This is a genomic window from Actinoplanes sp. URMC 104, from assembly GCF_051386375.1.
In the GTDB taxonomy this organism is placed as follows: Bacteria; Actinomycetota; Actinomycetes; order Mycobacteriales; family Micromonosporaceae; genus Actinoplanes.
In genome coordinates this window covers 489,970-510,321 of record NZ_JBPQTO010000004.1, presented here as the reverse complement: position 1 = coordinate 510,321, position 20,352 = coordinate 489,970, and the positions used below count along the sequence as shown (strand labels likewise).

Here is a 20,352-nt window from a genome sequence, read left to right as displayed (position 1 = left end):
GTTCCGGCGGCAACGGGGACGCGGCGAGAGGCTCTGGTGGGATAGCTTCATCGGCGAAGGCCCGCAGGTGGTACGGCCGAGGGAGGCCCATGGCGTTCGGCGACCGGCTCACCGCGGCTGCGGTGCTCGACGGGCTGCGGCAACGGGCCTGGTCGGTGCTCATCGTCAGCGCGTTCGTCGTGCTGGCGGCGGCGGGCGCGGCCGGGCCGATGTTCGCGGAGGCGTCGGACAACGCGGCCTTCGAGGCGCGCCGGCAGCAGATCCCGCTGACCGCGCGGCAGACCGACGCGGCGGTGGTCCGGGTGTCGGCGAACGTGGGGCCGCGCAGCATCGACCAGGAGCCGATCCTCGAGGACCTGCGGGGTGTCACGGGTCTGTCCGAGCCGGACCTCACGGGCGGGTCGATCGGAGCGGAGCTGGCGGCGCCGCAGTACTGGGGCTTCACGGTGCGGGCGGGTGACCGGCGGGAACGCGGACGGTTCTTCGCGGTGGGCACGCCGGGCGCCGAGCTGGTGCCGACCGGCCGGGGGCAGGGCGACGACGGGCTGTGGTTGCCCAAGCCGATGGCCGACGAGCTGGGCGTACGGCCCGGTGACCGCATCGAGCTGTCACTGCGGCGCGGCGCGAGGGGCACGCCGCGGACGACCACGACGACGGTGAACGGCATCTACGCCGTGGATCCGGGCGGACGGCTGCCGGCCGATCCGCCGGGCACGAACAAGTGGGCGCTGCGGCAGGGCGACACCCCGGGCGACACCGAGTACGAGACGCTGCCGGCCTATCTGCTGGTGGGCACCGTCGCGACGGTCGAGCGGCTCAGCGGCACGGTGGGCGACGACATCTTCTGGTCGGTCGAGGCGGCGCTGGCGAAGGGCACGACGCTGGCCGACGCGCGGCGCACGGCGGACGAGGTGGAGCTGCTGCGCCGCAAGTACGCGACCCGGCTGCCCGCCGAGGCGGACGATCCGATGGCGCTGCGCTTCGCCTCGGGCATCGGCCGGATCGTCGAAACGGCCAAGACCACGACCGATGCCGTACGGCAGAGAACCCGCCCGGTGGAGTGGGCGGCGACCGCGATCGGGCTCGCCTCGGTGCTCGCCGTCGCGCTGTTGTCGGCCCGGCGCCGCGAGCGCGAGATCCGGCACGCCGTCGCGGTCGGCATGTCGCCGCCGCGGGTGGGCGGGCTGTGGCTGCTCGAGCACCTGGTGCCGGCCGTGCTGGGCGCGGGGCTGGGATGGGTGGTCGCCTGGCAGCTCGTGGACCGGCTGGGCCCGCCCGGTGCGATCGAGGAGTCGATCAAGCCGGCGGCGCAGTACAGCACCGGGGCCGCGCTGGCGGGCCTGGTGACGGTGGCCGCCGTGGGCGCGGCTGCCGCGGCTCGGCGCGTACGCCCGGCTCCTCCCGCGGTCGCGCGGCGTGCGCTGCCGTGGGGGCTGATGGTGGTGATCGCCGCCCTGGTCGCGGCCGCGGGGCTGGCGAGCGCGGGCGACAGCGCCAACGGCGTCGACCTGCTCGTGCCGCTGCTCGTGCTGGCCGCGGCCGGGGTGGTCGCGGGCTGGTTGCCGGGGCGGCTCGCGGGCAGCCGTACGCGTCTGCCGTCCTCGCCGGGTCGCGCGGTGCTGTGGCTGGCCCGGCGGCGGCTGGGCGCGGGCGGGACCGAACGCCGCCTCGCCGTCGTGGTGGTGACCGCGGGCCTGGGGATGCTGTTGTTCGCGCTGTCCGCTGTGGACTCGACGGACGTCTCGGACGAGGACCGCATCGCGGTGGCCGCCGGCGCCGAGGGGGTCGCCACGATCGAGGGCTCGTGGGCGCTCGACAAGACCGCTGTGCCCGTGCCCCGCGACAGCCCCAACCCGCCGCCACTCGACCAGCCCGTCCCGGGGGTCCACAATCCGCCTCTGCCTCCGGGCAGCACGATGGTGTGGCGGACCGACGTGCGCACGCTGCTCGACGACGACCAGAAGGACCTGCTGATCATCGACCCCGCACGCTTCGCCGACGTCGCGCTGTGGGGCCGGGGCGCCGACCTGGCCGAGGCGCGCCGGGCGGTGGCCGACCTGGCCGCGCGGCCGACCGACGGCGGCCGCGCACGGGTGATCGCCGTCGCGGACCCCGCATCGGCGGACGTCGACATCGTCCGCATGGTCGCCGGCTCCATGGACCAGTACTTCACGGTCGCCGCCCGGGTCGACGCGTTCCCCGGCATGCGGGGCAGGCCCATGTACGTCACCGTGACGGACCCGACGCTGGGGCTGCTCGGCCCCGAGGACCCCCGGTTGCGGCCGATCAACCAGTTCCTCAACTCGCTGTTCCCGACGGCGTTCCTGTGGAGCTCCGGCGGCGCCACGGGCGTGCACGCGGTGACGCAGCCGGCGGGCGTGGAGCCTCAGCGGGTGAGCACGGCCGCGCAGTTGCGCCAGGAGGCCGCGTACGTCGCCACCGACCGTGCCCGCGGCTATCAGGTCGCCATCGCCGGTTACCTCGCGTTGCTCGCCGTTCTCACGCTCTGCATCTACGCCCAGCGCACCGCCACGCTGCGTCGCCCGACCGATCTCATGCTCGCGCGGGTGGGCCTCGGCCGCGCGCGGATCCGCCGGGCGAGCGCAGTGGAGTTCGTGCTGCTCGCCGCCGTCTCCTACGCCGCCGCCGTCGCCGGGGTGGCCGCGCTGTCGCCGCTGGGCGCCCGGCTGCTCGACGGCCAGCCTGGCCTGCTGCCCCGTTTCGTGCTGCGGCTCTCCCCCGACGGCCTGGCGATCACGGCCGGCGCCGCCGTCGTCGCGATCTTCCTGGCGCTCGCGCTGACGTCGCTGTCGAGGACCGAGGAGAACGCCTACCGTGACGACTGACCTCCTCGTCGGCCGCGAACTGCTTCAGCTGTACGCGGCCCGGACCGGACCGACGCAGGCCCTGCGTGGCGTCGACGTGACCGTCACGGGCGGTCGCGTCATCGCCATCACCGGCCCGTCGGGCAGCGGCAAGTCGACGCTGCTGGCCGTGCTCGCCCTGCGCGAACGCCCGGCAGGCGGCGAGCTGCGCCACCGCGGCCGCCTGGTGTCCGCGATCTCCCGCCGCGATCTGCAACGCCTGCGCCGCCGCGAGATCGGCTGGGTGGCGCAGCGCCCCACGCACAGCCTGTTCCCGCAGCTCGACGCGCGTGCCCAGCTCACCCAGATGGCGCACTTGCGGGGCGTACGGTGGGACGTCGACGCAGCCCTCGCCGAGGTGTCGCTGACCGACCGCGCCGCGGCCCGCCCGGCCGTGCTGTCCGGCGGCGAGCAGCAACGGCTGGCCGTGGCCGCCGCGAGCGTGGGCCCGCCCGCGCTGCTCATCGCCGACGAGCCCACCGCCGAGTTGGACGACGAGTCGGCCGCGCTGGTTCTGCGGCTGCTGCGCGCCCGGGCCGCCGAGGGCACCGCCGTCGTGCTCGCCACCCACGACGCGCGCGCGATCGCCGCCGCCGACACCGTGCTGCGCCTGCGCCACGGCGTGCTCTCCGGCGAGCACGACGCCGGCCAGGAACGCACCGCCACCATCGACGGGCTGGGCCGCGTGCAGCTGCCCGAGGAGGCCCTGCCGCTCTTCCCCGGCGGCCGCGCCGTGGTCACCGTCGTCGACGGGCACGTCGAACTGCGTCCTCCGGAGCAGCCATGATCTCCGTACGCGACGTGAGCCACCGCAGCTTCCTGCACGATGTGACGCTGTCCCTGCCCGCCGCCGAGCTCGCCGTCCTGGCCGGCCGGTCGGGTTCGGGCAAGTCCACGCTGTGCCACCTCATCGCCGGCGTCATGCCGCCCACCTCCGGCGAGGTGCTGGTGGCCGACCGTCCCGCGTATCCCGCCCCGGACTGGGCGACCGTGTCTCTGCTGCCTCAACGCCTGGCCCTCGAGCCCGACCTGACCGTGGCCGAGAACGTCCTCCTCCCCGCCACCCTCCGCGGCGCCACCCCCGCCCTGCCTGACGAGCTGCTGGAGCGGCTCGGGCTCGCCGCCATCGCGGGGCGTCCCGCGCGCGAGACCTCCCTGGGCGAGCAGCAACGTACGGCGCTGGCCCGGGCGCTCGTGCTGAGCCCGGCGGTGGCCGTGCTCGACGAACCGACCGCCCACCAGGACGACGAGCACGTCGGCATGGTGCTGGAGGCGCTGACGGCCGTCGTACGCTCGGGAACTCTGGCCGTCGTCGCCACCCACGACCAGCGCGTGATCGACGTCGCCGGCACCGTCGTCCGGATGCGCTCCGGCAGCGTCGCCTGATCAGTCCGTCGGCTTCGCGACCTCCGGCCGCACCACGCCGTCGTAGTTGTAGACCGTCAGCGCCTCGCCGTCGACGTCACGCGTGGCGGTGGTGCGCACGTACCGGTGGAAGAGGCCGTCGATCTCCAGCTGGATCAGGGCCGCGTCGGGGGAGTCGTACCGGCCGCCGTCGCGCGGGCCGCCGATCAGGATCACGTCGCTCATGGCCGCGGCGTACCCATCGCGGCGCCGTCGATGCGGCCTTGTTAGAACGCGGAGTGGCCGGGTAGCCCGGGGTATGCCCAAACCCGTATCCGAGCAAGTCGTGGTCATCGTCGGAGCGTCCACCGGCATCGGCCGCGCGGCCGCGCTCGCCTTCGCCGCCAAGGGCGCCAAGGTCGTGTGCGCCGCCCGCAGCGCCGAGGCCCTCGACACCCTGGTCGAGCAGATCACCAAGGACGGCGGCATGGCGGTCGCCGCCCCGACCGACGTCGCCGACCCCGGGCAGGTACGCGCCCTCGCACACCTGGCCGAGCAGCACTTCGGCCGCATCGACACGTGGGTGAACAACGCCGCCGTCGGCGTCTGGGGGCGGGTCGAGGAGATCACCGACGAGGAGTTCGACCGCGTCATGCGGGTCAACTTCCTCGGTCACGTGCACGGCATCCACGCCGCGATGCCCGCGCTGCGCAAGGCCGGCGGCGGCGTGATGATCGGCGTCGCGTCAGTCGAGGGCGTACGGTCCGTGCCGCTGCACGCCCCGTACACCGCCAGCAAGTTCGCCCTGCGCGCCCTCTACGACACCCTGCGGATGGAGCTCGCCCAGGAGGGCGCGCCGATCGCGGTCAGCACCATCCTGCCGGCGTCGATCGACACGCCGTTCTTCGAACACGCCCGCAGCAAGCTCGGCGCCATGCCCAAGCCCCCGCCGCCGGTGTACGCCCCCGAGATCGTCGCCGACACGATCGTGTACGCCGCCGAGCACCCCCGCCGCGAGATCCCCGTGGGCGGCGCCGCGGCCGTGTTCATCCTCGGCCAGCGACTGTCCCCCGCCCTCACCGACGCGCTGTTCTCGATCCGCCGCCTCGGCGTCGGGCTGCAGCGCACCGACCGCCCCGACAACGGCGTCGACAACCTGGACGCCCCCATGGACGGCCCCGGCCAGGTGCACGGCAGCTTCCCCGGCCGCGTGCTGCAGCACAGCCTCTTCACCCAGCTGATCGGCCGGCGCCCCCGCCCGGGCGAGCTGCTCACCGCCGCGCTGGCCCGGCTGCGCCCCGCGCCCACCCCGTCGCCCGAGCCGGAGCCCCAGCCACAGACGTGACCGCCCTCACCTCCCCGGCGGGATTGTCCAGCCACCCCCGCCGGTTGAGGAAGGTGTCGGTGCGTCCAGTGTCCCAGGGCCTCACCCATTGCCTTCGCGGAATACCGTCCGGCTGGAGCCGCGTCGCGCCACTCGCCTTCAGGCGACATGCGCACCGACCTTTGCTGAGCCCGGCGCCCCACGGCGCCGGGCTTTTGCTTTCCCGCATCCGTGTTCCCTCTGGGACACCCGCTCGCCTCCACCGTCAGCTCACGTTCCGACCGCCACGCGCGCCACCCATCCACGTTTCCGCCGCCACGCGCGTCGCCCATCCACGTTCCCGCCGTCACCGCGCTCAGGGCGTCGACGTTTTCGCCGTGACCGCGGTCAGCTCCTCCGCGTTTCTCCGCCATCGCGGGTCAGCTTCGCCACGTTTCCTCCGCCACCGGGGTCAGCTCCTCCACGTTCCTCCGCCACGCGCGCCGCCCATCCACGTTCCCGCCGTCACCACGCTCGGCGCGTCGACGTTTCCGCCGTCACCGCGGTCAGCTCCTCCGCGTTTCCCCCGCCATCGCGGTCAGCTCATCCACGTTCCCCCCGCCATCGCGGTCAGCTCCTCCACGTTTCCTCCGCCACGCGCGCCGCCCATCCACGTTCCCGCCGTCACCACGCTCGGCGCGTCGACGTTTCCGCCGTCACCGCGGGCAGCCCCTCCACGTTTCCTCCGCCACGCGCGCCGCCCATCCACGTCCCCGCCGTCACCGCGATCAGGGCGTCGACGTTTTCGCCGTGACCGCGGTCAGCTCCTCCGCGTTTCCTCCGGCAGCGCGGTCAGCTCGTCCACGTTTCCGCAGCCGTCGACCTGTGCAGCTCGTCCACGTTCCCGCAGCCGTCGACCTGCAGCTCGTCCACGTTTTCTCGCAGATGTTCCCCATTCGCGCGCTGCTGCGGACATCCCGCACTCGATCGCATTCCGCTCGCCGCTGCCCTACTCGTCCGCAGCCGACTCGCCAAGCACTCCTAGTTGTTCGCCCTGTGCCTCGCACTCATCAGTTCTCCGCGCGCCATGCGCTCCCCACTCATCAGTGCTCCGCGCGCCATGCGCACCCCACTCATCCGCGCTCCGCTCGTCGGCGTCTTCACTTGTCCGCGCTCCGCCCGCGGCTATCCCCCACTCATCCGCACGCACCACCCCCACTCGTCCACGCTTCACTCGCTGACGTCCTTACTCGTCCGCGTTCCACGTGCCGACGTCCCCACTCGTCCGCGTTCCACTTGCCCACGTCCCCACTCATCCCCGTTCCACTTGCCCACGTCCTCACTCGTCCGCGTTCCGACGGCCGCGTTTCCGCCCCGCCCGCTTCCGCCCGTCCGAACGACGGTTCCTCCATTCGCCGTCCCCATCACCCGCCCGCCGACATAATCAGCGCAAATCGGACTCCATCAAGGGAGCAGCATGCGCAAGATGAGTGTCGTCTCGGGGCTGGCGGCGATCGTGCTCGGCGGGTTGATCGTGCCGGGCAGTGCGACCGCGAGGGTGGCCCCCGTGGTGCGGTTCCACGGCGTCCAGTACGACTCGCCCGGCCGGGACGACCGCAGCGCCGAGAGCCTCAACCAGGAGTGGATCGCGATCGTCAACACCGGCCGCAAACCGGTGAGCCTGCTGCGCTGGAGCGTGCGCGACGAGGCCGGCCACGCGTTCACGTTCGGCGACGTGACGCTGCCCGGCGACAACGCGCGCGTTTTCCTGCACACCGGCAAGGGGCGGCCGAGTGCCACCGACGTGTTCTGGGGCAGTGGAAACTACGTCTGGAACAACACCGGGGACGCGGCCGAACTGCGGGACGCCTCCGGCCGTACGGTCGACGACTGCACCTGGCAGCAGCAGCGCGACCGCCAGTGGGTCGCCTGCTGAGCGCACCGGAGGCGATGATGACGGCATGCAACCCGGCCGCCGATCCGATCGTCATCGGGGTGTGAGACGAGACAGCGGCTCGGGCAGAACCGAGCGAGATGAGCAGTTCCACGACTTCGTGGTCGGCCGGCGCCCTCACCTCCTGCACACGGCGACCCTGCTGACCGCGGGCGACACGCACCTCGCCGAGGACCTGGTCCAGGCTGCGCTCACCAAGCTGTACGTCGCCTGGCCGTCCTTCCAGCGTGCGGACAACCCCGACGGCTACGTCCGCCGGGTGCTCGTCAATACGCTGATCGACGAGAAGCGGCGGATCTGGCGCCGCCGTGAGCAGACGATGGCCGTACTGCCGGAAGTCGAGGGAAGCGCATCACCCAGCAGTGGCCCGGTCGGCGAGGCCGTCCAGCAAGCCCTGCGCGAACTGCCGCCACGCATGCGGGCCGCCGTGGTCTTCCGGTACTTCTACGACCTCGACGTGGCCGCGACCGCGGACGCCCTCAGCTGCTCGGAAGGCAACGTCAAGAGCCAGACCGCCCGGGGCCTGGACCGTCTCCGCGCCGCGCTGCACAGCGCCCACCCCACGTTTATGAGCCAGGGAGCCACCCGATGAACGACCTGCGTGACCACCTCTCCCAGATCGCCGGACCGGTCTCGCCCCCCACCGCCGAGCAGGTCAAGGCCGATCTCGTACGCGGCCGCCGCGCGCTGCGCCGCCGCCGGACCGTGCAGTGCATCGCCGGTTCGTCGTTCGGCGTCGCCGCCCTGGCCGCGGCCATCGCGTTCGCCACCACGGGCGCGCCCGCCTCCGCGCCGGACCGTGTCACCGCCGCCGCCCCCGCCGTACAGCTGGTTGCCTACAAGGGCGAACAGCCCCAGGGTTTCACCGTCGACAAGGTGCCCGACGGCTGGTTCGTGCAGGCCAGCGAGCCCGGTTATCTGACCATCGCCCCCGACAAGGCGAAGAAGCCCGGCCCCGGCGTGAACCCGTCCGAGGAACCGGTCTACGCCCCGGACGTGTTCGTCGACAAGATCGCCGTCATGCTCGAGTCGAAGGACCAGAACGGCCCGAGCCGGCAGGGCAAGACCGTCAAGGTCGGCGACCGTGAGGGCGTGCTGCTCAAGAGCCTGCAGGGCCAGACCCCGGACGGCCCGGTGCCGCCCGCGCCCGGCGGCGACACCGGCTGGGAGCTGTGGGTGAAGCAGCCGTCCGGCGTCTACCTGATCGTCCAGGTCTGGCAGGGCGTCGGCCTCACCGAGAGCCAGATCGTCGAGCTGGGCGCCGGCGTGCACGTCCACAAGGACGCCGTCCAGGGCGTCGGCTGACCTGCTTTCTTGCCGAGCGGCCCGCACCAGCCCCCGGTGCGGGCCGCTCGGTGATCACAACGCATCCTGCGCGGCCCTCAGCGCCTGCACCCGTGCCCGCTCGGCGCTCTTCCGCCAGCGCGCGACCTCCTTGGCAGCGAGCTCCACCTCCCGGTTCAGCGCCGCCACCTGCTGCTGCGCCGCGGGCCCCCATGCCGGCAGCGCACTGGTGTCGATCGCGGCCGTTCCCCGCGCCGGCTCCCCCACCGCCTGCGCCGCCAGCTCGATCGCCTTGCGCAGCGCCGGACCGCTCGCCCTGATCTCCGCCATCGTCTCGTCGAACCGGCGCCGCGCGAACTCCGCCTCGTGCCAGCTCCCGCCGCCCTGCTCGCCCTTGCCGCGCCCTTGCTTCCTGGCGTCCCTGCTCACCGACGAGATCCGCGACCGCATCCGCTCACACTGCCGCAGCGCCCTGTCGCACGCGCGTACCGCGTCCACCCTCGCCCGGAAGCCCGAGTCACGCTCGGTGAGCATCGGCTCGAACAGCCCGTCCATCCGCTCCGCGTACTTGGCATGCTTTCGCCTGGCCGCCTCGAGCGCCTTGCCCGCCGCCTGCTGCGCGGCCCTCGCCTGCTTGAACCCCTGGGTGCGCCGGTCGTCCGCGCTGAACAGCCCGCCGAACATGCGGTCGCGCCAATCCGTGCTCCCCGCCGACGCTGCAAGTTTCCGCTCCGCTTCGTCAGCGTCCCGCTGCGCCTCGGCCAGCTCCTTCTGCGCGCGCCGCAACAGCGCAAGGTGAGGCGCCAACAACGTGCGATCGCGGTCGCTCAGCACTACCCCACCGTAACGGCCCGCACCGTGTCCAGCGCGTCCGCAAAACGGTGATACCGCACCCCTGGCCGGCTCGCGCTTTCGCCAAGCGTGAAGACCAGTCCCCGTACGTGCGGAACCGCGCCACGGATCTCCCGGACGTTAGCCGCGTTGAAGTCCAGCCCGGCCAGCAACCGCGGGCCATCCTCACCGTCACCGCCGTCACGCGGCCCACGGGCTCACAGAAACGACGGTTCTCAATGGCGTCGTAGTAACCACACCACCAGGTGAGCCGACGGCCGCAGCGTCCTCCGCCGGGCTCACCTGGGAGCCCGCGCGAATGCCGGCACGACAAGCAGTGCCGCGATCGGCTTGGTGCCCCCGGTAGGAATCGAACCTACGACACACGGTTTAGGAAACCGATGCTCTATCCCCTGAGCTACGAGGGCCTACGGCCATATCGTACCTAGCTGGGGATATCCACGAGTGCCCGGGCGTCGTGTCGCGTGCAGATGGGTGCCATCGGTGTGCCGGTGGCGGTTCCTTCGCTGGTCGAAGCACACACCGAGCAAACTCGGGCGACCGCGGGCCGGCCTGCCGGCGGCGACCATCGGTCATTTCGCGTGCGATCTGATCGCCGAGCACTCTGGTGACCTGGAGAAACGTCTTCGGCGATTGGCTGGATGCTCGCGCGGCGTCGAGTGATCGTTCGTGCACCGGCGCCGTGGGGTGTGCCTCCTGCGGCAGAGTCGCCGGGCATCTCGCGCGAAGGTGCCCGGCGCGTGGCTTCCGCAGCGGATCAGCTGCTGGAAGCGGGCGTCGTCCAGCTCTGCCCGGCATCGCGGCCGTCGAGAGAGCGTCGAAGCACCCAAGGTCGCGATTCGGAATTAGTCAAGTTCGCCGCGATGTGGCGGAAGGCCTTCTCGGCATCTTCGCGGCTGTGGTGGAGGCTGGTGATCGGTCGCCCTGGGCGCGCAATGACCAGAACGTAAATAGCTTCCGCGAGTTCGGCGCGCAGATGGCGCGCCCGGGCTTCGACGCTGCCTCCCGGCGTGGCGCCGAGCCGGTCAACTACCTCACAGATGTCCGCGGCGAGACCCAAACCGATCAAGTGGCGGACGATCGCCGGCTCGGAGATCTGCAGTCTTCTCACCAGCTCCGGCAAGGCGGTGCACTGGTTCCAGCCAGCTTGGAGGAGATCCTCCTCCCTCCCACGCCACAGCCGGTATGCGTCATCCGCCCGTGAGTTCAGGACAGCTTGCCAGTCGTATTCGGGACTTTCCGTCAGGCGTTGTCGAAGCCACTCGACGCGTGCTTGGGTGGTGTGCTTGATCTTCACATCATCCGGCACCAATCGAGCGAGCTGCGCGTTGACTGCGCCCTGTGTGCGCAACAGTTCGGTGGCAATCTGCTGCGCGGACAGGCCGTTGGCCACCCCATGCAGCAGCTGCTCATAGTCGGTCTCGGTCCAGATCTCGCCATGCCGCAGCGGTCTGGCAGCTGGCGTGCTGGGGTCTTTCTCGGACACGGGTGATCCTCTCGCGCGGTGGGCGACGCCGGCTCCGACACGGCATCGCTGAGCAACACGGAACGAGCGATCCAACAAAGGCCTGGGAGCCAGGAGAAATTTGAGGTGCCGCGCGCGAGATTCAGCCCCTGGGCGCTTCTGCCGAAAGTGGGCTCCGATAACAATGCGGCGAGTGACATGTTCGGGATGCATACGGATCGCCGTCCCGACTCAGCCACACTACGACTTGGAGACGAGGCCGCACAATATGTCGGCCCTCGAGCCGCGCTCAAGGCACCTCGACACGCAACTGCCCGTTAGTCTGTCGACAGACGTCGATGGGAGTGATCTTGGGCGGCGTGCACGAGACCGGGCAAGCGGTGATCCATCCGTTCGCGAGCAGGTCCCCCACGGTCGAGCGCCAGGAGGACCGATGACCTCGGGTATGCACTTTCCGGCCCAGGCGGTGCTCCGCCACGCCGACCAGGTGAGTGAGGCGTCGAACGAGGTGGCGACGGCCCGAGGGGCGGTCGGCGAGGTCACCATGGACAGCCAGGCGTACGGGCAGCTCTGTCAGTTTCTTCCCACCCTGCTGAGTCCGCTGTTCAGCAGCGCACCGAGCGTCATGAACGACGCCGTGGACGCGCTCGGAGAGACCGCGCTGAACTTGCGCAAGGTCGCATCGGACATGAGTGCCACCGATGCCTCCAACGCCAGAGAGTTGAACGCTGCCGCAGGCCCCGGGCTCGATCTGCCGCTATGACTGACCCGCTGGTCGCCCAGGCACACAGCTCAACTACCTGGTACACCGGACTCGGGCTGGTCGAGGACGCCGCCGAGATCAGCAACGGCATTCGGAACGGCAGCTGGGTCGACACCACGCTGGGCGGCGCCGGCGGCAGCCTCGACATACTTGCCACCGCAATCGACCCGCTCGGCACACTGATGGCCTGGGGCGTCGGCTGGCTGATGGAACACGTACAGCCCCTTAAGGAAGCCCTCGACTGGCTGGCCGGCCAACCGGATGAGATCGCCGCGCACGCCGCAACCTGGCGCAACGTCGCCGAAGCCATGGCCTCTACCCAGCAGGGATACGCCGACGCCGTACGGTCGCAGACCGCTGACTGGCTCGGCGCGTCCGGCGACGCCTATCGCAACCACGCCGCCCGGCAATCCGACGCCCTCGGTGGCATTGCCACCGTCGCTGGGGCGATCTCGTACGCCGTCGAAGGCGCGGGACTGCTCGTCGGCCTGGTACGCGGCATCGTCCGTGACCTGATCGCCCAGTTCGTGGCCACCCTCGCGGCCCGCCTGCCCCAGTGGCTGGCCGCCGAAGGCCTCACTCTCGGCCTCGCCACCCCGGTTGTCGTCAGCCAGGTAGCCGGCCTGGTCGCCAAGTGGGTCAACCGGATCCAAGAATTCCTTCGCGCGCTGCTCAACAGCTTGCGACGGCTCAACGGCAAGCTCAACGAGTTGACCGGCATGCTCGATCGGCTTCAGAAGGCCCTGCGCAAGCTCAGTCGCTCCGACCCGACCGACGCTGCGTCGGCTGTGCGACAGACCGGTGGTGAGCTGCGACGTCCACGCGGTGACATCGACTTCGAGGAGGACTGGGCAGGCCAAGCCTATGACACGTTCCGCGCTGCCGACGACGAACTTCCTGCGGTCGCCGCGACAGCAGGCGAGTACGGCTTCAGCCCTGAAGACATCGCCACCATCAAGAATCACGTGTTCCGCGACGAGCATCTGCTTGATCTGTACGGCGACAACATCGTCGCTCGCTTCGACGCGAATCCGCGCATGGCCGAAGCTTGGCAGCGACTCGCGGACGGTGATCCGCACCCGGCCGATATCGACCTGCTACGGCACGAACGGTTCGAGGCCGAGTACATGGCTCGAACCGGCGACCGCAGCTACGGTCGGGCGCATACCGCCACCATAGAGGCGGGTTTCACATGGGATCCTGAGGCTGCGGCTCGGGACGGCGTCGGATATCAGCGGAGGGACTGACGTGCTAGTCAACCAGAACAGGGGCCGGCGATGACCGCCTCGATCGGCGTCTGGGCGCTCGGTGACTCGACCGGCGAGTCGGTGCTCTACCGGTGGGAGGCCGACCAGCAGACCGGCTTCGTGACATTCGAGGTAGCGACCCGACGAATCCGGCCGGCCGACGACAGCGGTCAGCCGATCGGAGACCTGACGTACGACCCCGCGGTGGGAGAACCGTCAGGAACCGCGGACGGTGTGAATCGACGGTTGTTCAACCAAGTCGTGGTAGCCATCCTGCGCGCGTATCGGCGGTCCGGCGCAGCACCGACGACCGCCCACGCCTACTACTACTGAGCCCGACGAAGGCGCATTTCCTGCTGAGCCGACCGCCCATCGACACTCGGGCATCTCACCATGACTGCGGTGCGTTTCCGCATCAATGAAATCTTCGACATCTTGACCCGTGGTGCCTGATCGCCGTCCGGTCAACCGGGAACGGTGAGATCATCAGCAATTCCCGCCTTCATGACTGCGCCAGCAGGCACATCAGAATGGCAGAGGGGAATACTCGCGCCGGCTCGGTAGGTCGCCCAGCACTCCGCCGCGTCCGCGAGCGGGCCGAGGTGGCTGGAGGATGGCTGCCGGCTCTGCCGTACCCGGCTCAGCATCGCGATGCCGGCAGCGAAGGCATCGAGCGACTCGGGCTCGGCGCCCGACCAAGCCGCGATCTGATCAGCCCAGGCTTCCGCCTGCTCGGGCCTGTGACCGGCGCGGATGAGTCGAATGACCATGAGAGCGGTGTCGATCCAGGGGGCGCCGCGGCACGGCATCGACCAGTCCACGACCGTCACGCCGCCGCTGTGGATCAGGAAGTTGAACGGGGTGACGTCGGTGTGTACGAGCGTGTCGCCGTCGACCACGTCGGGCGGTATCCAGTCCGCCCATCGGGCAGTGGCTGCTTGCACCTTGACCGGCGGGCACGGTGTCAGCGTCGTAGCCATCTCGCTCAAGGCGGCGGCCACGGCCGGCAGATCCGACGACCCTGGGCTCAGGTCGGGGTGCCGGCCGTCGACGTGGTCGAACCCGAGCAGTAACCAGCCGTCGTGGTCGACCTGCCACTGAAGTCGCGGCGCCGGCGCCGGCAGGTGGGGATTGATGCGGGCCTCGTTGCGGTGCATCCAGCCCATCGGGTTGTCTGCTGCGGCCCCCTTGCAGAACATGAACCCGCTGTCGGTCTCGAGTACTGCCGCCACGTCGGAGATCGCCCCGGTGTCCACCGACCTCACGCGCAGAATCGGGCCGGTGCGGCGCTCGACGGCCGCCCGGACACTGCGCGGCAGCTTGTGCCATGGAAGGCGGGGCAAGGGCGGGAACTCCTCAGGCTTTGCGGCAAGGGAAAGCGTACGTTCTACTGCCTTGTAGACGGGGGCCATGCGTGCTGGCCGACTCAGGACGTCGGAACCAGTCGAGGTGCTGAGGCAGCGTGACCACGCCGCGTGTCGGCCCTGGCAGGGCCTTACTTCCGAGCGGAAGGCGGCGCGGAGGAAGGACCCGACCGGTTGCCGCCCGGGCGTGCGAACCGTCGGCGCACCGGTGATCGGTGGCCATCAGCGGATGAGTGAAGGCGCCGCGCGGATCTAGGCGAGCAGGTCGCCGCGGTGGGTGAGGATGTATGCGGCGGCGGCGCGGTAGCCGGCGCCGTGGTTCTCGGCGGCGTGTACGGCGAACGCGGGGTCGCCGGCGCGGATGCGGTTCTCGATGTTCGCGCCGATGCTCAGCAGCCGCATGGCGGCCAGGTCGACCAGCTCGGCTGGGGTGATCGGCGCACCGTACGCGTCGGCCAGCAGCCGCAGCCGCGCCGCGCGGTCGGGCTCGACGTCCCAGCCCCAGGCGGGTAGTGCCTCTCTCGGGTGAAACGGCACGAAGTGATGTGCGACGTAAGCCAGATCCCAGGCCCGGGAGGTCGGGGCGGCGAAGTCCCAGTCGATGAGGCCCGCCACCTCTTCGCCGTCGAAGGTGATGTTCCACGGGGCCAGATCGAGGTGGCCGACGCAATCGGGCTGGACCGGGCCGGCGTAGTCGTGGCCGCTCCACTGCCCCGGCTCGGGCGCGACGAATCCCTGGCTCGCATCGTGCAGCCGTCGCACCGCCCGGGCAACATTGGCCAGCGCCGCGTCGGAGCGCAGCTGCGGGACGAGCGGCGGATAGCCGGTCTCGCCGGGCAGGAAGCTGAGCCGCTCGCGGGTGCCGTCCTCGGTCAGCCCCAGAAACCGGGGTGCCAGCTCGAAGCCGCGGGCGTGCAGGTGCTCGAGGAAGGCGTGCACGTTCGTCCGGTCGGGCCCGAGGACACGCTCGACCACGTCGCCGTTCCGCCTAGGCTGGGAGAACCGGCCCCGCTCCATCGCGTCGTTCATGCCGTGCCCTCTCCAATCAGCACCAAGCCGGTCACCGTCACCAGGTTTTGGCCCAGTCGGGTGGCGGCACGACGGGGAGGTCGGGTTCGCCGGTGATCGGTTCCAGGGCGTACAGGACGGCGAGTTCGTCGCTGTCGGGGTCTGCCTGTATCCGCCCGTAGCTGCCGTCCGCCGCCACGAGGAACCAATAATCCGGGGAGGGGCTGCCGTCATCGAGCAAGGCCCGGCTGCGGGCGGCACGGCAGAGCGCTCGAGCCAGTTCGAGCTCACTCGCCTTCGTCAGTTGGTGGAGCTTGTCCCCCGCGCTGAACTCGTGGCCGAACTGGCCCCCGGCCGGCGTGATGAGAGCTACCGGATCCGGCCCAGGGTGGTCCTTGAGCCCCTCGTAGGGTCCCGCGTACACCAGCTCCAGCGGCACGCCATAAACAGTGTTCAATGCCTGCCGCAACGCTTCGGCGGGCGTTCTGCTGTCGAAGTAGATTCCGTACGTCATGCCCCACCCTTGTAGCTCTTGTGGTGCTTGAAGACTTCGAGCGCCGACGGCCAGTCACCGTCGCTGATGCTGGGGTCGCGGCGCAACGCGTCGCGCGCGGCACCGATGTCACCGTCGGATCCGATGAGCTGCTTGAGGACTTTATATTCGGGCCGCATCAGGTTCACGAATCCCGGTCCCGAGACCGGGAAGACGGTTCCGGTCGGCTCGACCGCGTAGGTCCGGCCGTTGACCTCATAACGGTTCTCCTCGTCGATCCACCGGGCGCGGCCCGCGGAGATGTCCGCCATGTCGCCGGCCACGTCGGTGCCCGGCAGAACGATGGTGTTCCTGTCTTTGGCCGGGCTCTGAGGTCGGATGCCGTTGAGGTTGTGGCGGTTGTTGGGCGGCTTCAGCGGGATCTTCGCCGCCGGGCCCCTCACCGGACCGGCGCCCTCGGCCGTCGGTTCGCCTGCGCTCCGGCCGCCTGACCTACCGGATCGGGCAACTTCGGCGGTCCGTTCCTGGGCCGCGCGAATACTGTCGCCGCCGTCGGCCCCGCTGCCTACGGGCGTTCGCCGCCGAGGCGGGTCACCGCCACCGCCACCGCCGGTTGAGGGCTCCGGGCGCGGCGAGGAGCCTCCAGGGTGCGGGCCGTGAGGTCGGGCCATGCCTGCCATCCGGAAGTCGCTGCGGAAGGCCGATCGTATCGACGGCAGTCACGCATTCGGCAGGGTCCGGGCCGGCGGGAGCGGGCGATGGGTGACTAGGCCGACGCCAGGGTGCGGGAGCGCAGACTGGTCGACCAGACGGCGAGCCCGGCCAGCGGCAGCGCGGCCCCCAGCAGACACGCGCCGGTCCAGCCGAAGCTGTGGTGCAGGGCGCCGGTCAGGGCGGAGGCGACGGCGCCGCCGGTGAAGACTGTGGTCATGAAGACAGTGTTGATTCTGGCTCGGGCGTGGGGGTTGAGGGCGTAGATCTCGTGCTGGCTCATGACCTGGTGGGCCTGGACGGCGAAGTCGAGCAGCACCCCGGCCACGGCCAGGACGACCACGCTGCGGTGGCCCAAGGCAGCCAGCACGAGCATGAGCGACGCCAGCAGCAGGGCGGCGCCGCTGGCGGAGCGGCCGTGGCCGCGGTCGGCGATGCGGCCGGCCAAGGGGGCGGCTGCGGCGCCGCCGGCGCCGATGAGGGCGAAGACGGCTATCTGGGTCTGGGTGAAGCCGTGCTCGTCGATGAGCTCGTAGCCGATCGCGGTCCAGAAGGCGGTGAACGCGCCGAACATCATGGCCTGGCAGAAGGCGCGGCGGCGCAGCGCGGGCTCGGAGCGGGCCAGGGAGACGACGGAGCGCAGGAGGGAGCCGTAGCCGGCGGTGTGGTCGGGAGCGCGAAAAGGCAGCATCCGGTGCAGGACGAAGGCCAGGACGACCATGAAGGCCGCGGAGATGAAGTAGATGGCGCGCCAGCCCCAGAGGTCGGCCACCAGGCTGGAGACGGTGCGGGCGAGCAGGATCCCGAGCAGCAGGCCGCTCATGACCTTGCCGACCATCGCGCCGCGCTGGTCGGGTGGGGCCAGGTGGGCCGCCAGCGGGACGAGGATCTGGGCCACGACCGAGGTGACGCCCACCAGCACCGAGACGACCAGGAACATCCCGTACGCCGGGGACAGCGCGGCGAGCAGCAGGGCCAGCGCGGTTCCGAACAGCAGGCGGGTGGTCAGGCGGCGGTTCTCCAGCAGGTCGCCCAGCGGCAGCAGGAAGAGCAGGCCGGCGGCGTAGCCGGCCTGGGTCAGGGTGACCACCACCGTGGCGGCGCCCTGGGTGATGCCGAAGGCATCGGCGACCAGGTCGAGCAGCGGCTGGGAGTAGTACAGGTTGGCGGCGGTCAGCCCGCAGGCCACCGCCAGCACGAAAGTCAGGGAACGGCGCACTCCGACCAGTCAACCGGGTGCCGGGTGCGCCGGCCCTGCGGAGTGAGCGACCTCATTCCGCGACGACGCGGAATTTCTCCAGGCCGGGGTCGGAGGCGTCGGGGATGACCATGCCGGCGGCCTTGCCCGCCCGCAGGTAGGTGACGACGGCCTCGTTGAAGCGCTCGCCGGGCAGGATGGCGGGGACGCCGGGCGGATACGGGCTGATCATCTCGGCGGAGATGCGGCCGGCCGGGTCGGCCACCATCTCGGTGCGGGCGAAGTACGCCTCCCGCGGGCCCATGGCCTGCTCGAGGTCGAGCTCGTGCAGAGGGGGCACCGCGGTGGCGGGGCGGTCGCCGGCAGGCGGCGAGGTGGTCAGGCGTTCGAACGCGTCGGCCAGCCGGTCCAGGGCCACGTCGGTGTCGGAGTAGGTCAGCGAGCAGACGACCCGGCGGGAGTCGCCCAGCTGCAGCGACAGGCGTTCGTGCTCGTCGAACCAGTCCATGGCCTGGTAGCCGGTGATGCCCAGGGCAGAGACGTCGACCGAGAGCTTCAGCGGGTCCCACTCGGCGACGCTGTCGTGGCCGATGATGGACTCGTCCATGACCGCCAGGCCGGGCAGCTTGGACAGCCGGGCACGCAGGTGGTTGGCGCGCTCGAGCGCGCCGTCGATGAGCTGGCGGCCCTCGGAGACCATGCGCCGGCGGAAACCGTCGATCGAGCCGTAGAGCAGGGCCGACGGGCTCGTCGTGGTGATCAGGTCGAGGCGCAGGCGGAGGTCCACGGGGTTCACGCGGTCGCTGCCCACCAGGATCACGGACGCCTGGCACAGGCCGCCGCCGGCCTTGTGCAGGCTCTGGATGACCAGGTCGGCACCCGCCTGGATGGCGGACGTCGGGACGTCGGGGTGGAACGGGAAGTGCGCGCCCCACGCCTCGTCGACCAGCAGCGGCAGGCCCCGCTTGTGGCAGATGCGGGCGATGCCCCGTACGTCTGCTCCGGTGCCGTACTCGGTCGGCGTGATCATGACGACGGCGTCGATGCCGGGGTCACGGTCGAGGGCGGCGGCCACGTCGTCGGCGCTGGCGGGGTGGGCGATCTCGTTCTCGTGGTCCCAGCGCGGGCGCAGCCAGACCGGTGTGGCGCCGGCCAGGATCAGCGAGGCGACGACCGACTTGTGCACGTTGCGGTCGATCAGCAGGCGCTTGCCGGGGCCGGCGATCGTCAGCATCGCGGTGTGCATGGAGATGCTGGAGCCACAGGTGGTGAAGATGGCCTCGCGGGCGCCGACGGCGTCGGCCATCAACTGCTCGGCCTCCGTGACGGCGAACTTCGCGAAGATGACGTCGGCCTGGAAGGCGCCCGGGGAGAGCACCGCCGCCGCGCGGTCGTCGATGCTCTGGCCCAGGCGGTGGCCGGGCAGCGCGAAGGAGTACTTGTCGTCCGTGCGGTACTGCTCGATCGCCTCGAGCACCGGGGTTCGCCGTTGATCCACAAGCCCCGGATCCCCAGGTCAGAGGGGGTTAAACGTCAGCGGGGATGGGCGGCCACGAAAGAGGCGACGTACTCGTCGAGGCGGTGCGAGGGGCTCCAGCCCAGCTCGGCGGCCTTGGTGATGTCGGCCTGGCCGCGGGTGCGCTCGCCGCGCAGCGCCGGCACCAGCTCGTACGGCACCCCGAACATCTTGGCCACCTCGAGGATCGGCCACTCGTGCCCGGCGCCCAGCAGGTAGCCGTCGCCGTGGCCCTTCTGGGCGACCAGCACGATGCCGCGCACGATGTCGTCGATGTGGGTGAAGTCGCGGGTCTGCGTGCCGGGCGACACCACGGGCAGGGGCTCGCCGCGCAGGTACTTGTCCTCGAAGATGCCGATCACGGTGGCGTACTTGCCGCTGGTGATCTGGCCGGGGCCGTACACGTTGTAGAAGTACGTGATCGCGTAGTCCAGGCCGTACCAGCTCGAGTAGTTCCGGATGTACTCGATGTTCTTGGCCTTGGTCCACGCGTACGGGTTGAGGTTCTCGTCCTGGCCGTCGTTGCCGAACTTCGAGCTGGAGCCCGCGTAGATCAGCTTGGCGCCGGCGGCCGACGCGAACTTGACCACCTCTTTGGTGCCCAGCAGGTTGAAGTCCCACGTCAGGTCGTGGTCCTCGAACGAGGTGACGATCCGCGAGTACTCGCCCAGGTGGAAGACGATCTCCGGGCTGGGCAGGCCGCGACCGGCCCAGATCTTGGCGAGGTCCACGGTCGACCCGTCGAGGTAGGTCACACGGGGGTCGTTCACGTGGTTCTCGGGGACGCCGGTGAAGTAGTTGTCGAGCGACACGATGGCCGCGGCCGGATAGTCCGTGAGCAGGGACTTGATCAGGGCGGAACCGACGAAACCGGCTCCACCGGTGACCAGCAGCGTGTGACTCACCGTACTCCTCCGACCGAAGACTCCCGATCGGCAAGGCTACCAAGACGCCCGCGGCCCCGCCCGGATCGTCCGAGCGGGGCC

At 70.8% G+C, this 20,352-nt stretch carries 20 protein-coding genes and 1 tRNA gene; 10 read left to right on the top strand and 11 right to left on the bottom strand.

Translation table 11 applies throughout. From position 1 onward, the window contains the following. Positions 1-89: 89 nt before the first annotated feature. Genes ACSNN8_RS16150 through ACSNN8_RS16140 form a run of 3 tightly spaced genes read left to right on the top strand, consistent with a single transcriptional unit; the run spans position 90 to position 4,250 of the window. Entirely contained in the window at positions 90-2,846 is a 2,757-nt protein-coding gene (locus ACSNN8_RS16150) for an FtsX-like permease family protein (protein ID WP_436650022.1), read from the top strand. Further along, positions 2,836-3,651 carry an ABC transporter ATP-binding protein gene (locus ACSNN8_RS16145; RefSeq protein ID WP_436650021.1) on the top strand — a complete coding sequence of 272 codons (816 nt, stop codon included), beginning with the start codon at positions 2,836-2,838 and terminating at the stop codon, positions 3,649-3,651. The genes ACSNN8_RS16150 and ACSNN8_RS16145 overlap by 11 nt, the downstream gene beginning before the upstream one ends. Next, positions 3,648-4,250 carry an ABC transporter ATP-binding protein gene (locus ACSNN8_RS16140; RefSeq protein WP_436650020.1) on the top strand — a complete coding sequence of 201 codons (603 nt, stop codon included), beginning with the start codon at positions 3,648-3,650 and terminating at the stop codon, positions 4,248-4,250. The genes ACSNN8_RS16145 and ACSNN8_RS16140 overlap by 4 nt, the downstream gene beginning before the upstream one ends. On the opposite strand, the gene ACSNN8_RS16135 is transcribed toward ACSNN8_RS16140, so the two are convergent. Continuing rightward, positions 4,251-4,454, bottom strand: a complete 204-nt coding sequence (locus ACSNN8_RS16135; protein WP_436650019.1) for a hypothetical protein — start codon at positions 4,452-4,454, stop codon at positions 4,251-4,253. It abuts the gene before it with no gap. Between ACSNN8_RS16135 and ACSNN8_RS16130 the strand changes: the two genes are divergently transcribed. The 4 genes from ACSNN8_RS16130 to ACSNN8_RS16115 all read left to right on the top strand — a co-directional run bounded on the left by ACSNN8_RS16130 (position 4,453) and on the right by ACSNN8_RS16115 (position 8,770). Further along, the gene (locus ACSNN8_RS16130; RefSeq protein WP_436650018.1) at positions 4,453-5,553 is read left to right on the top strand and encodes an SDR family oxidoreductase; all 1,101 of its coding nucleotides are present in this window, start codon (positions 4,453-4,455) and stop codon (positions 5,551-5,553) included. The two genes, ACSNN8_RS16135 and ACSNN8_RS16130, sit on opposite strands and share 2 nt — an antisense overlap. 1,435 nt (positions 5,554-6,988) lie before the next feature. After that, positions 6,989-7,447 carry a lamin tail domain-containing protein gene (locus ACSNN8_RS16125; RefSeq protein ID WP_436650017.1) on the top strand — a complete coding sequence of 153 codons (459 nt, stop codon included), beginning with the start codon at positions 6,989-6,991 and terminating at the stop codon, positions 7,445-7,447. 61 nt (positions 7,448-7,508) lie between these two features. Continuing rightward, positions 7,509-8,057 carry a SigE family RNA polymerase sigma factor gene (locus tag ACSNN8_RS16120; protein WP_436650016.1) on the top strand — a complete coding sequence of 183 codons (549 nt, stop codon included), beginning with the start codon at positions 7,509-7,511 and terminating at the stop codon, positions 8,055-8,057. After that, positions 8,054-8,770 carry a hypothetical protein gene (locus ACSNN8_RS16115; RefSeq protein WP_436650015.1) on the top strand — a complete coding sequence of 239 codons (717 nt, stop codon included), beginning with the start codon at positions 8,054-8,056 and terminating at the stop codon, positions 8,768-8,770. The genes ACSNN8_RS16120 and ACSNN8_RS16115 overlap by 4 nt, the downstream gene beginning before the upstream one ends. Before the next feature lie 54 nt (positions 8,771-8,824). On the opposite strand, the gene ACSNN8_RS16110 is transcribed toward ACSNN8_RS16115, so the two are convergent. From ACSNN8_RS16110 to ACSNN8_RS16100, 3 genes are all read right to left on the bottom strand, one after another. Beyond that, entirely contained in the window at positions 8,825-9,583 is a 759-nt protein-coding gene (locus ACSNN8_RS16110) for a hypothetical protein (protein WP_436650014.1), read from the bottom strand. Positions 9,584-9,932: 349 nt separating this feature from the next. Then, positions 9,933-10,008 (bottom strand) — tRNA-Arg (locus ACSNN8_RS16105). A gap of 350 nt (positions 10,009-10,358) precedes the next feature. Then, a complete protein-coding gene (locus ACSNN8_RS16100) occupies positions 10,359-11,087 on the bottom strand; it encodes a hypothetical protein (protein WP_436650013.1) in 729 nt (242 codons plus the stop codon). A 412-nt stretch (positions 11,088-11,499) separates the two neighbouring features. Between ACSNN8_RS16100 and ACSNN8_RS16095 the strand changes: the two genes are divergently transcribed. From ACSNN8_RS16095 to ACSNN8_RS16085, 3 genes are read left to right on the top strand one after another with little or no spacing between them, the layout of a single operon-like run. Beyond that, positions 11,500-11,829, top strand: a complete 330-nt coding sequence (locus ACSNN8_RS16095; protein ID WP_436650012.1) for a type VII secretion target — start codon at positions 11,500-11,502, stop codon at positions 11,827-11,829. Next, a complete protein-coding gene (locus ACSNN8_RS16090) occupies positions 11,826-13,076 on the top strand; it encodes a WXG100 family type VII secretion target (RefSeq protein ID WP_436650010.1) in 1,251 nt (416 codons plus the stop codon). Before ACSNN8_RS16095 ends, ACSNN8_RS16090 begins: the two co-directional genes overlap by 4 nt. A gap of 30 nt (positions 13,077-13,106) precedes the next feature. Then, positions 13,107-13,409 carry a hypothetical protein gene (locus ACSNN8_RS16085; protein ID WP_436650008.1) on the top strand — a complete coding sequence of 101 codons (303 nt, stop codon included), beginning with the start codon at positions 13,107-13,109 and terminating at the stop codon, positions 13,407-13,409. 131 nt (positions 13,410-13,540) lie between these two features. Here the strand turns inward: ACSNN8_RS16085 and ACSNN8_RS16080 are convergent, their stop codons facing one another. The 7 genes from ACSNN8_RS16080 to ACSNN8_RS16050 form a co-directional block, all read right to left on the bottom strand. Next, positions 13,541-14,488: a phosphotransferase gene (locus ACSNN8_RS16080; protein ID WP_436650007.1), complete on the bottom strand. Its 948-nt coding sequence runs from the start codon at positions 14,486-14,488 to the stop codon at positions 13,541-13,543. A gap of 204 nt (positions 14,489-14,692) precedes the next feature. Continuing rightward, the gene (locus tag ACSNN8_RS16075; RefSeq protein ID WP_436650006.1) at positions 14,693-15,469 is read right to left on the bottom strand and encodes a phosphotransferase enzyme family protein; all 777 of its coding nucleotides are present in this window, start codon (positions 15,467-15,469) and stop codon (positions 14,693-14,695) included. A 37-nt stretch (positions 15,470-15,506) separates the two neighbouring features. Beyond that, a complete protein-coding gene (locus ACSNN8_RS16070) occupies positions 15,507-15,962 on the bottom strand; it encodes a hypothetical protein (RefSeq protein WP_436650005.1) in 456 nt (151 codons plus the stop codon). Beyond that, complete coding sequence (locus tag ACSNN8_RS16065) at positions 15,959-16,384, bottom strand: hypothetical protein (protein WP_436650004.1); 426 nt, start codon at positions 16,382-16,384, stop codon at positions 15,959-15,961. The genes ACSNN8_RS16070 and ACSNN8_RS16065 overlap by 4 nt, the downstream gene beginning before the upstream one ends. Positions 16,385-16,707: 323 nt before the next feature. Then, the gene (locus tag ACSNN8_RS16060) at positions 16,708-17,871 is read right to left on the bottom strand and encodes an MFS transporter (RefSeq protein WP_436650003.1); all 1,164 of its coding nucleotides are present in this window, start codon (positions 17,869-17,871) and stop codon (positions 16,708-16,710) included. Positions 17,872-17,923: 52 nt separating this feature from the next. Further along, positions 17,924-19,348: an aminotransferase class I/II-fold pyridoxal phosphate-dependent enzyme gene (locus ACSNN8_RS16055; protein WP_436650002.1), complete on the bottom strand. Its 1,425-nt coding sequence runs from the start codon at positions 19,346-19,348 to the stop codon at positions 17,924-17,926. Positions 19,349-19,383: 35 nt separating this feature from the next. Then, complete coding sequence (locus tag ACSNN8_RS16050; protein ID WP_436650001.1) at positions 19,384-20,271, bottom strand: NAD-dependent epimerase/dehydratase family protein; 888 nt, start codon at positions 20,269-20,271, stop codon at positions 19,384-19,386. Positions 20,272-20,352 lie beyond the last annotated feature (81 nt).